Source organism: Bacteroides xylanisolvens XB1A (assembly GCF_000210075.1).
In the GTDB taxonomy this organism is placed as follows: Bacteria; Bacteroidota; Bacteroidia; order Bacteroidales; family Bacteroidaceae; genus Bacteroides; species Bacteroides xylanisolvens.
The window spans coordinates 806,947-819,614 of record NC_021017.1 but is presented as its reverse complement, the minus strand read 5'-3'; the positions used below and the strand labels follow the sequence as shown (position 1 = coordinate 819,614).

General features: G+C 42.9%; 9 protein-coding genes. 7 read left to right on the top strand and 2 right to left on the bottom strand.

The genetic code is table 11. The annotated features are described in order from the left end of the window. From BXY_RS03300 to BXY_RS03280, 5 genes are all read left to right on the top strand, one after another. Positions 1–760, top strand: a 760-nt coding sequence (locus BXY_RS03300) for an Mfa1 family fimbria major subunit (RefSeq protein WP_208946749.1), incomplete at its 5' end; no start/stop codon positions are given. A gap of 276 nt (positions 761–1,036) precedes the next feature. Continuing rightward, positions 1,037–2,035, top strand: coding sequence for a FimB/Mfa2 family fimbrial subunit (locus BXY_RS03295; protein ID WP_004308186.1), 999 nt, complete (start codon positions 1,037–1,039; stop codon positions 2,033–2,035). Between the two features lie 2 nt (positions 2,036–2,037). Further along, entirely contained in the window at positions 2,038–3,150 is a 1,113-nt protein-coding gene (locus BXY_RS03290; RefSeq protein ID WP_004308184.1) for a fimbrial protein, read from the top strand. A gap of 41 nt (positions 3,151–3,191) precedes the next feature. After that, positions 3,192–4,799 (top strand): fimbrillin family protein, encoded by a 1,608-nt coding sequence (locus tag BXY_RS03285; protein ID WP_004308181.1) that lies wholly within the window; start codon positions 3,192–3,194, stop codon positions 4,797–4,799. Positions 4,800–4,843: 44 nt separating this feature from the next. Beyond that, positions 4,844–8,071, top strand: coding sequence for a fimbrial protein (locus BXY_RS03280; RefSeq protein WP_134993362.1), 3,228 nt, complete (start codon positions 4,844–4,846; stop codon positions 8,069–8,071). A gap of 101 nt (positions 8,072–8,172) precedes the next feature. On the opposite strand, the gene BXY_RS03275 is transcribed toward BXY_RS03280, so the two are convergent. Together BXY_RS03275 and BXY_RS03270 are read right to left on the bottom strand one after the other, a co-directional pair. After that, a complete protein-coding gene (locus BXY_RS03275) occupies positions 8,173–9,132 on the bottom strand; it encodes a hypothetical protein (protein ID WP_008022188.1) in 960 nt (319 codons plus the stop codon). Positions 9,133–9,368: 236 nt separating this feature from the next. Next, positions 9,369–10,328 carry a hypothetical protein gene (locus BXY_RS03270; RefSeq protein ID WP_015531217.1) on the bottom strand — a complete coding sequence of 320 codons (960 nt, stop codon included), beginning with the start codon at positions 10,326–10,328 and terminating at the stop codon, positions 9,369–9,371. A gap of 200 nt (positions 10,329–10,528) precedes the next feature. Between BXY_RS03270 and BXY_RS03265 the strand changes: the two genes are divergently transcribed. Then, the gene (locus tag BXY_RS03265; RefSeq protein WP_004300450.1) at positions 10,529–11,458 is read left to right on the top strand and encodes a UDP-glucuronic acid decarboxylase family protein; all 930 of its coding nucleotides are present in this window, start codon (positions 10,529–10,531) and stop codon (positions 11,456–11,458) included. A 19-nt stretch (positions 11,459–11,477) separates the two neighbouring features. After that, the gene (locus tag BXY_RS03260) at positions 11,478–12,611 is read left to right on the top strand and encodes a hybrid sensor histidine kinase/response regulator (RefSeq protein WP_004300451.1); all 1,134 of its coding nucleotides are present in this window, start codon (positions 11,478–11,480) and stop codon (positions 12,609–12,611) included. Positions 12,612–12,668: the final 57 nt, after the last annotated feature.

The following is a 12,668-nucleotide window of genomic DNA, read 5'->3' as shown; positions in this document are numbered from 1 at the left end:
TACAGGCATTGTTAAGAATACACTTGATGCTAACCGCGAACCTAAGGTAGAGTGGGTTGCTGAAAGTGCAGATGCGGGTGATAATTATAAATACTGTATCGAGAATACGATGGCTGAAGGATATCAGAAGTTCGGTGCGGCTACGCGTCTGGTACTTAAGGGACAGTATGCACCTTGGAAGTCCGGTGAATTTACTTTGGGAGATGACTGGTATCGTCTTCCTAACGGAACTAACTCTGTAAACTTCAAAAGTTTTGCTGACTTGCTGGCTGCTTATACACCTGCTAAAGCTAAACAAACAAACTCAGACCCTATGACCGCCCAGGAGAAACTCTTGGTTACAGCATGCGAACTGTTCTATACTCAGATACAATCTGAACTTACCACCAATGATCCGGGTAGTTTTGCTCTTCTTACACAGACTATTCTTGATGACAACAACATTAAGAATGGTGGTGAACTGTGTAAAAAAGAAGGTTGCATCTATTGGTATCCAAAGAGTCTCAACTATTACTACTATGAGATTCGTCATGACAATGCAGCCAACTCTTATATGGAGTATGGAAAATACGGTGTAGTACGTAATAACTATTATACGCTTACGCTGACAAAGGTAAATGGTAACGGTACACCGTGGTATCCTGGTGGTGGACCCGAAGATCCGGATGAAGAAGAAGATATCGATAAGAAAGGTGCTTATCTCCACTTTGAGATTAAAGTTGCTCCGTGGATATACTGGACTACAAATTTCGAAATCTAAAGAACCTCTTTACTTTCAAAGAAAACAGGGCAGTGCGGACTGCCTGCCCTGTACTTTTTTTAATAGATATTCTGTGCGGAACAGACCGCCGAAAAAAGTAAAAACAAGCCGGTGACAGGCTTCCCAAAAACAGCACTGAAATATACCGGCGCATCCGAGATGCAATGAAATGCAAAGCGCGCCCCTAAAAGAGGAAATAACCGGAGGTCACAAAATAGAGATCTCTGACAATATAAAATGGCAAACCGATAGGGTTGCCTCCTAAAAGAAAAAGATATGTTCGGAAAAACTAAATCGCTGTTCCTTATCGTTGCTTCGATGCTATGTATGGCTTCGTGCGACAGTATACGCGAAGACCTTCCACGGTGCGAGCTTTGGTTGGAATTTGTATTCGACTACAATATGGAATATGCGGATGCATTTAATCCGCAGGTTAAATCGGTGGATGTACTTGTGTTCGACAGCGATGATAAATTGCTTTTCACCAAAAGTGCCGAGGTTGCTGCGCTGGTGGGTGGAAACCGGATGTCGTTGACCGACGAGCTCGATTTCGGAAGTTATAAAGTACTGACCGTCGGAAGTCTGTCTGACAGATTCCGTCTTTCGGACAATGCAGGTAATAAACTGGCACCGGGAACTAGCACCCTCCAACAGGTCATTGTATCCCTGAAGCGAGAGACGGATGTTGTTAATTTCGAGTTTCAGCATCTTTACTTCGGAGAGGTTGTAGAAGTGGACCACCTGCCATCCAGTACCGACCATAAAATTTATCCGGTGAACCTGATACGTGACACCAATCGGTTTAATCTCGCGTTAATGGGATATGAGGAAAATAAAGTGGATGGCACACAATATACATTTGAAATTCAGGCGCCGGAAAATGCAGTTTATTCCTGGGAAAACGAACCCGCAGGACAAGGGCCGGTTACTTATGTGCCTTACTATACAGGTCCGGGTGAAATATCCGACGTGGTTATGTCCGCACGCCTGAACACGATGCGTTTGCTCAACAGGAGTGGATGGGATTATAAATTTATTATAAGGGATGCGAATACCGAAGCTGAAGTCTGGAGCTATAATCTGATGACACTCTTGAGTATTGCACGGCCGGTTTCCCGTTACGACGGAACGGAGCTTCCCTTTCAGGAATATCTTGACAGGCAGAGTGAATGGAACCTGATATTTACAGTTGTTGAAAAAAACGGAGGAGGATTCCTTCAAATTGGTATTGTCGTGGGGAACTGGATTCATTGGCTCCACGGGATGGAAGTTTAAGAATGAGAAAAAAGCTATTACATATCATTTGTCTGGCATCCACCATCCTTTTGTTCTCATGTAGTAGAGAAGCTGATGTGGCTTATGAGTTGCCTGCCCATACTACCCGGGCGCAACTTAGCATCGACTTGGTGAACAATGGGGATGTGGAACAACAGGAGAAGATAAACTCCATGCGGTTTATCGTATTCGGCAGCACGCCCGGTGGCGTGAGGCTGGATGTGAATGAACACATCCTGTTGAGTACTCCGGAGACAGCTACTGATATAGATGCGCAACTTCTCGAAGTGACGTCCAGTAATGATATCCTGGTCGTAGTTATTGCCAACGAACCGCAGAGCCTCACAAGCAAACTTGACGGTATAGCCAATCTTTTGACGTTGCAGGAGATGATTTACGATATCTCCAGCATACTGAATAGTGACGGGCAGATTATTTCGGCAACCGGAATGCCTATGACAGGAGTGATCCGGGATATATCCATAGCACCTGATGAAACCAAAACAGTACAAATGGTGATCGAACGTGCTGTAGCCCGGGTAGATGTCTTTATCGAAGCTATAGACGGTGGGGCGGTGACCGGATATATTGCCGGAAGCACTAGTGTCACCTTGCACAATTTCTCCTACGATAGCTATTTCGTGATGGGAAACGTGGACAACGGCACGCGTGATAACACCGACTCTTCAAAAAACTACGGAAAAGTGAAGGAAGACGTGTCGGAAAGCAATTTGTTAACGCATAAGTGGACAGCTGCGACTACAGAAACTTGGGCATATTCATCTGCTCCCGGAGCTGAAAACCGGAAGTTGCTTTGCTCGTTCTACACAGCCGAACGTCTATTCAAGTCGGATTATTCCGACCGACTGTCTATCAGTATGGCTAATGTCCCGAAAGGCCCTTCGGACGTCACCGGAATAACCGAGAAAGTAATTGAAAGCGTAACAAAGGTTGACGGTACAGGCAGTCCGACAGCGCAACCTTTTACAGAGATCCGTCGGAACAATGTGTATCAGGTAACGGCACGCGTAGGAAAAATAGGTATTCAAATACTGACGATAAGCGTAGAAGATTGGGGTGAAAGACAAGACATTGATCTGGATATGGACTTGTAATATCTTTCGTTGATTGTTTTTAATTTCGGAAAAGAAGTAAGATGATAAAGACTATAAATAATATTAAGATGATTATGGCAATGGCTGTCCTTTCGGCTGTCCTCTTTTCGTGTGTCAGAGAAGAGATGACGTGTGATAAGGAATTAATTGTTGTGCAACGTATCGGAGAAGGCGGCTATGTCTACACTCGTGGTGCGGCAATCTCTTCGAATACTGATCTGAAAGAAGAGACTTTCGGTCTTTACGGCTCACTGACTCCCAATGCTTCCGTTCCCCAACCATACTTCAATGCAAGTGCCACGGTTAACGCCGACCTGACAGCCACCATCTCGCCGTTGCAATATTGGCCCGGATTGCTGAATGCGAGCATGAAATTCTTCTCCTGGTATCCGTACAACGATGCGAATGCGCCGACTGCGAGTTTCACTGATCCCGGAGAAATGGTGCTGAATTATACAGCGAATGCATCCGCCGCCAATCATGTCGATGTACTGGCGGCTATATCGGGCCCTGTATGGGTTGAGGGTGTGAATATACACTTCTACCACACATTGACTAAGGTTACCTTTACATTCAAGAAAGTAGCTCCTGTACCGGATGAGGTGACTATCGAGAAAATAGAATTCCAGAATGTGGGAAAAAGCGGTAAACTTGCCATGACTGAAATTCCGACCACCACGACGAAAAACGGCAAACCGAAGTTTGTCTGGAGCGATGTCGCCACCGGGAAGGTCGTTTCTACTCTCACCGATAACAAAACGGTGACCGAAGATGCCACCTTGATGGGGGATACATTCCTCATGTTGCCGACCGACGCTTTCTCCGCAACCGCCAAAATCGTTGTTACCACCAACTTTGGCGACCGGGAATTCCTGTTCAGTGATATTATCGCCAAGAACCCGCACTCTTGGGAGTCGGGCGAGTACATCAACTACAATCTTACGATATCCAACGAAACCTATCAGCTTTCAGCCACGCCGCTTGAATGGACGGAAAGCCCGGTGAATGTGATTTTCGACAAACAATATTATCTCAAGTTATCGCAGACCAAGGTACAGACGGCTGGTGATGGTGTCACTGTCAATATAGAAGCGAAAACGAATTATGATGCCAATCCGGATACGGGCTATCTGCCGGGTGCGTCATTAAACAAAAGTACTATGGATACGTGGGCAACGGTTAATATGGCCGAGACATCCTTTTCGGGAGGTGTATATACCTATAATATCCAGGTTGTGATGCCCGGATTTAACTCCGGAACCGGAACTAAGCGGGAAACAGGCTTTTATATCAATGCCGGTAATCTGCGGCATCATGTACTGTTGAGCCAGTGGAAAGAAGACGGAGAGTGGTTGACCTCGAACGTAGAATTGGACGGCAGTGATGGTGGAACCGGAAATATGCAACGTCGCAAGCTTGTCTTTACTTCGGGCAACCCGGGAACGTGGGAGTGGAAGATAACCCAGATACAGGATCCGGATAAAATTCTGCTTAACAGTGAGACAATGCTCGAAACAAGTGGCGTGAGTGGTGATGTGGTTTACTTCTACTTTAGAGCCGATGCTGTGTCCGGTGATACGGCTACACTCACACTAACCAATACGAATGGTGATAATCTGCCAATAGCGGTGACATTGACCGCGCCATAATGGCGAATATGCAATATTAAAGTTTAAGGAAAGGAAATAGAAATATGCAATATGGGATTTCAATCATAAGAAGGTGCTATCTTTTGCCTGTTTTGTTAATGACGGTATGGCTTACCGGATGCGTACAGGAAGAATTAGGGTCGACACCTTCTCCAACAGGAAACGGTATCCGGTTTACATTAACGGTTCCCGATGTAAACCTCCCGTCCGTATCTTCGCGTACGATGACTGGAACGGGAACAGCAAAGAAAGAAGACGAAATAGAAACGGTGGATATTCTTGTTTTTGATATGTCAAAAACACCGGCGGTATACCTGGAATGCGTCAGCGCTACAGGAGTTACTCAGGACTTGGCTGACAATTCCACTGTGAGTTTCTCTGCTGTGCTTTCTCCCACTACCGCATCTACTTGCATCGTGGTTGTGGCAAATAAGGAACTTGATAATATTGTGCCGGGCTTCATAAAGGGAACGACCACCAAGGTTGAGGCAATGGAAAAGATGCTCCACGCCCAGACCGGCAAATGGCTGGCAGACGGTTCGACGACTGATGGGTATACGCGGATTCCGATGTACGGGGAGAAGGTAATAAGCAAAATCACTCCTTCGATGGATCCGATAACTGGCATAAATATGAAACGTATGCTGGCGCGCATCGATATCCGTAATAACAGTGCCACTTCGAATTTCACGGTCGAAGAGGTTTACCTGGCTAATTACAATACCACCGGATACATTGCTCCGGCATGGAACACGAACGGGCAGGTTACTGACCCGGCTCCGGATACTCCGGTTCTCCCTGTGAACAGTGGTAAAATGACGGAAGAAGGGGATGCAATTCTTTACTCCGTAAATGGCAACACACCCTACGAAGGGGAGATTTATACATTTGAATCTATAGCAGCAGAGGATGTCGGTGGTGTGGGACAAGATGGAGAAGCGAGCCGTAAGAATGCTACTTGCCTGATTGTGAAAGGAAGAATCGGTACGGGCGAATCGACATTTTACCGGGTGGATTTTACCAAAACCGGAAATACAGGAGAGCAGGTGGAATATTTGTCCTTGAAGCGAAACCATAAATACATCATTACCATTACTAAGGCGTTGGGAATCGGTTATAAAAGTTTTAGCGAGGCGTTGGCATCTTATACAGTCATGTCCAACCTGAAATTCCGATTGATACACTATGACCGTGATAAGGTCAAAGATGTAGTCTACAATGGGCAATATATGCTCGGAGTGGGTGAATCGGAGGTCGCTGTAACTCAATACCAGAATAATAGTTATGCCATAGACGTTTTTACTGACAATCCCGGCGGTTGGAAGGCCACCGTTACTGCAGGGAGCGACTGGCTCAAATTTGAAGGTGGAGCCGATGCGGCGTCGGGCGTTGCGAACGATGATACCCAACTCAAATTGAAGATTCCTTATTTTAATAATGATAATATAGGTGTTGAGCGTAAGGCTACTGTTACGTTGACGGCAGGGCGCTTGACTCACAATATTGAAGTGACGCAGTATACGATAGATCCGGGAATTATCAAATTTGTCGATGCATACGGAAATGTGTTGGAGAGAGGTCTTTTTTTCCCGATTAGAAATCCCGATGGTGACGAACTCCCTCTCGAACCGCAGACGGTGTATGTCATGTTTTCCGTGGATAAGATAGAAGGTAAACTTTTTGACGCTAACGATATCGGTATGATCCAATACAATGCCGGCGGTTTAATTCCGCAATTAGACAGGACGAATACGGTACCATTCAGTGAAAGGGTGCAGGCGTTTACCATACAGCCTAATCCGCGAAGAGCAGGTGATGGTACTGTTGAAGATGGTGAAGGTTGGTGGTGGCGTTGGGATTTCATCTTATTCGGCCTGTACGATAAGGAGGGATACCTCACTCATGTACAATTCCCCATCAATCAAGGGGAGTTGGAATTCTCATTCCGATATATTCCCACTACAGTCAATAGCCGTACTTATAAAGTCAATCTGGGTGCGGAGCAATACTTGCAATTGTTTGTCAATAACAATTGGGAAATTATGGATATTGAGGAATTGAATATAACGAACGATGATGGTACCGGACTGATTCGGACCGATTCGGATAATGATGTAATTATAGGCAGAAAGAATGCGGACGACAAGATGTATCTTGAGTCTATCATAGGCTATGATGACGGAAAGGGTAATGATGTGGTTGGCCACGGATACGATTTTAGGCTGAAGCTTCACCCTGGCAAGTGGAAAGAGGGAAAAAGTGGAACGATAAGAATCACGTTCAGAAATGTAATGCATACTGTGTCGGATGAAGAATTCCCGTTTTATCGTACGATTGACCTTCAGATGGTATCCGAAACCAAATCTTACACAACTGCAGGGGAACCTCTTTTCTATCTTTATCCACTTCGGTTTGATAACAGGCTATATTATAAGGAAATAGGCGAGACGAAGCAAAGTGTGGGACGGTTGGAAAATGTAGCCGATGCGGAGGATATCTGTAGGAATATAGGCGATGGTTGGCGTCTGCCTACTGCCAGTGAACTGTTGCTGTCATTCGCTTATGAAAATGCTTTGGGTGGCAATGCAGAGAATTATAATAATCATGATAGCCAGAATATATATGGGTGGTATCAAAACTGGACCGGTAATTACTGGACTTCATCATACTATGAGGCTAAAGGCTCTGCTACCCGTTTTTGGATGGAGATGTCGGCAGGTTTTTTGGATTCCGAATCTGTTAGCAAGAATAATTATTTCCGTTGCGTGAGGAATAATACAAATAGTGGAAAGAAGTACCCTTATCTAACGGTAGAATCCTCGGGGGTCACTATTGTCTCTCGTGATGCCAGTGGAGGAACGGATCCTTCGGTATTATTTGCTTCAGGTGAAACTCCGGGTACAAGTGACGCGATGAATAAGATTGCTCCTAAGTTTCAGATTGAAAATACCAGTAGTAATGGTAAAACTTGGTCGGAAGCAAAAGCGGCATGCGAAAACAAAGGGAGTGGCTGGCGTCTGCCTACCCAGCGTGAGATGTATCTGGTGCTCAGTATGGGAGGGGCCGTTACCAGCATTGAAAACCAAGGTTTCGGTGGTTCGACTACTTGGACAGGGAGCGGATTCGAGAAGATTAGCGCTGTACATTGGACATTGACTTCACGCGATGGCGGCTATTGGGTGGTCGGACATAATAATGGTGAATTCGGCGCATGGACTACTGGAGAATCCACAGATTGGGCTTGGTATCGTTGTGTGCGCACAATAGAATAAAAGCTAAAAGAAAAGAGCTGTATCAGAATCTTGTTTGTCTTCATTCTGATACAGCTCGTCTTTTACATCTCTTTCTTTTATATCCTAAAATCTACAATTGTTTACAACGTATTGATAACTTCCAATTGCTTTTGTAAAAAAGCGATACGCTGTGCTTCTCCACTTTCTGAAACCAGAATAGAGTGGCGTTTCAGCGATTGAATCCAATTGCGTTGCATCTGGCAGATATACGAGCTTTGCGAATCCATCGAATTGATAGAATATACCCGCAGCAGGCTGACTTGGTAATCATGTTTCTCGATATAACTGTAAGTGGCTTCGAAACTGATATTGGACAGATAGAAAGATACTTTCTTGTTTTCGCTGAACTCTCCTTTTATGGACAGATGTTCTACCACGCCAAGTAACTGAAGAAGCTCTTCCTTTAAATGCATGACATCGTCCTTGCTTATCAGATTCAGACTGGCAAAGTACTTGATCTCTTTCACAAAAGAATAAAAGATATTTGTGTCCCAGATGAAAAACGTTTTTGGACACTGTCTTATACTTTCACTCAGCTTCTTATGCACATTGACGATCCGTTCATCCACAGACATCTCTTCCAAAGAATGTGGCGTCTTTATATCTCCATTCTGATACATCCATCGGCAAAGACGGAATTTAGACAAATTCTCATAGGAAGAATAAAGTGTAAAGGGCAGGGAATTGGATGCAGTATACACCTCCGTCGTATTATCTGTTTTCACATAGTCGAAAATTTGCAGATAACGGTTGATTATTTCGTAATAACTTTCCAGCGCACTGGAAGCATGAAGCAAGTTCAGGTCGAAAGTAACTTTATTAGATACATGGCTACCGACAATCTGGTCGATAGAAATGCCGAGTTTTTGAGAAAGCAGCGCTACTTCGTCTATTGTAAAAGACACCTCACCCCTCAATCTGCGATAGACAGCTTCCTTTCCCATGCATAAAATGTCAGCCAAAGTATTGGCCAGATTCATATCTTGAGGAATTCGCTCCCTCATTGTAGATATTAATTCGTTTAGAATACCGTTTTTCATTGTTTGTTCCTTTAATTTTAATGTTAATAATCTCTGTGATACATTCTATGCAAAATTACGTCTTGTGTTTGAAAGATTTGTGTGGTAAAACAGAGATGAATGTGCAGGTCTTTTTCTGATTGGGAATCAAGTGGGTAGGATGGGAACAGGGAATGAAAAAAAGTAGATAAGATTCTTATCTACTTTCATTTATTGGAACTTAATTTTTTTTGAAGTTCTAATCTGCGAAAATAAAATTAAAGAGCGTCAATAATTTCTCGCTGTTGCTTGAAGAATTGAATACGCTGCATTTCGCCGCTTTCGGATATCAAAGTGGAGAACTTTTTCAGAGATTGAATCCATTCTTTCAAGGTACAGAAAATTTCGTTGTCCATCGTGGTAATGGAGTTGATAGAATAAATACGTATGAGGCTCAGTTGCAGGTTATTGATGTCTACATAACTATATGTTGCCTCGAAGTTGATATTCGACACATAAATGCGTACACGATTGCCGCCGGCTGTTTTACCGTTGATAGCCAGTTCTTCCAGTTCATCCGCCAATAAGAATAATTCTTTTTTGATTTCTTCTTTTGTTTCGTCGGAAATGAGATGGATGCTGGCGAAGTATTGGATATCGTTGATGAGATGCTGGAAAATCATATTATCCCATATGTAGTCTATGGAGTGGATATGACGTGTCATTGCTACATAGTCTTTTTGGATATTGACCAATTTCGATGGAATATCCAACTCTTCGAAGCTCTTGCAATCAATATATTTATTCTGGTACATCCATTTGAATAAACGGAATTTTGCCAGAAGCTCATGTTTCAGATAGAGAGTCTGGGGAATAATGTTGGCAGAAGTTCCCATTACAGAATTCGGGTCATCCGGCATCGTATTGATCAGCGAGACATATTTTTCAAGGATATTGTAGTAACTCTCGAACGGGTCGTCATAATCTACAATGTTTATATTGAACATGGCGTTCGATTTGAAACTTAGTCCTATAATCTTGTCTAGCGATATACCCAGTTTTCTTGAAATAAGAGCCGACTCTTGCAAGGTGAAAGGTACTTCACCGCGCAATCTTCTATATACTGCCTCTTTTCCTATGTATAGCGTGTCCATTAACATATCTGCCAGTTGCCCTTTGAGCGGGAACTTTTCCTTCATCGCTTCTATGAGGTTTGCATTTGGATTATTTGTCATCATAATAGTTCTAATAAATAATACTTTTTTATTATAAACATTTGTCAGTGGCAAGTTGTTTCGGAAATTGAAACTATTTAAATCTTCTTTTTTTTAAAATATCCTCTCCGAAAATTGTTTATTTTAAGCAAATCGGTTACATTTGTGACCATAAACAAAACGAAGAGACAGCGTCTCTTTAGTAAACAATAGAAATATTTAGAATGAAAAGAATATTGGTAAGTGGCGGAGCCGGTTTTATAGGCTCTCATCTCTGTACACGGCTTATAAACGAAGGTCACGACGTGATATGCCTGGATAATTTTTTTACGGGTTCGAAAGATAATATCATTCACTTGATGGATAATCATCATTTTGAGGTGGTGAGGCATGATGTCACTTATCCTTATTCGGCTGAAGTAGATGAAATCTATAATTTGGCCTGTCCGGCATCTCCCATTCATTATCAACATGACCCGATTCAAACTGCCAAAACATCTGTGATGGGAGCCATTAATATGCTGGGATTGGCAATGAGACTGGATGCCAAGATTCTGCAAGCTTCTACGAGTGAGGTATATGGAGATCCAATCGTTCATCCGCAACCGGAAAGCTATTGGGGAAATGTGAATCCGGTAGGTTACCGGTCTTGCTATGATGAGGGAAAGCGTTGCGCAGAAACATTATTTATGGATTATCACCGTCAGAACAATGTGCGTGTGAAGATTATCCGTATTTTTAATACGTATGGTCCGCGAATGTTGCCGAATGACGGACGGGTTGTTTCTAATTTTATTCTTCAAGCGTTGAATAATGAAGATATAACAATATATGGTGATGGGAAGCAGACACGCAGCTTCCAGTATATTGATGATTTGATTGAAGGAATGATAAGAATGATGAATACGGAGGACGAGTTTACAGGTCCTATAAACCTGGGGAATCCGAATGAATTTCCGGTATTGGAATTGGCGGAAAGGATCATTAGTATGACCGGTTCATCTTCGAAGATTGTATTTAAGTCTTTACCGGATGATGATCCGAAGCAACGCCAACCGGATATTACATTGGCTAAAGAGAAATTGGGCTGGCAGCCTACTGTTGAACTTGAAGAGGGGCTGAAGCGTATGATTGAATATTTTAAAAATGTCTGAAGCATAAAAAAAGAAAATTATGAATATGGAAATTAATCCTTCTGAATATAAAGTCCTTATTGTGGACGATGTAATATCAAACGTCCTTTTATTAAAGGTACTTTTGACCAACGAGAAATTCAAAATTGTGACTGCCGGTAATGGAACACAGGCGTTGGAACAAGTGAAGAAGGAAAATCCGGATCTTGTATTACTGGATGTAATGATGCCGGATATCAGTGGCTTTGAGGTAGCTCAACAAATGAAAGCAGACCCCGAAATGGCTGAAATTCCCATTATCTTCCTGACTGCTCTAAATAGTACGGCGGATATCGTAAAAGGATTTCAGGTGGGTGGTAATGACTTTATTTCAAAGCCATTCAATAAAGAAGAATTGATTATTCGTGTGACGCACCAGATTTCGTTGGTTGCAGCGAAAAGAATCATTGTTGCACAAACGGAAGAGTTGCGTAAGACGATCATGGGACGCGACAAACTCTATTCTGTGATTGCACATGACTTGCGTTCACCAATGGGATCTATCAAGATGGTGCTGAATATGCTGATTCTGAATCTGCCAAGCGAAACAATTGGTGATGAGATGTATGAATTGCTGACAATGGCTAATCAGACAACAGAAGATGTATTCTCATTGCTTGATAATCTGCTGAAATGGACGAAGAGCCAGATTGGTAAACTGAAAGTGGTTTATCAGGATATTAATATGGTGGAAGTCGTAGAGGGCGTAAGTGAAATCTTTACGATGGTGGCCAGTCTGAAAAATATTAAGATAGTACAAGATGTGCCTGTAGAGAATGTGGCTGTTCGTGCTGATATTGACATGATTAAGACGGTGATTCGTAATTTAATCAGTAATGCGATTAAGTTTAGCAATGAAGGTTCGGAAGTAGTGGTGTCACTGGCAGAAGAAGACGGTATGGCAATCGTAAGTGTGAAAGACAGTGGTTGCGGTATTGATGACGAAAATCAGAAGAAGTTGCTGCATACCGATACTCATTTCAGTACCTTTGGTACAAACAATGAAGAAGGTTCGGGACTCGGATTGTTATTGTGTCAGGACTTTGTTGTCAAAAATGGCGGTAAACTTTGGTTTACTTCAAAGAAGGGAGACGGGTCTACATTTAGTTTCTCAATTCCATTGTTGGAGAAATAAGATAACTATAGATAATACGACTAGAAATAATAAGGGCACGGTTTGCATGAATATGTA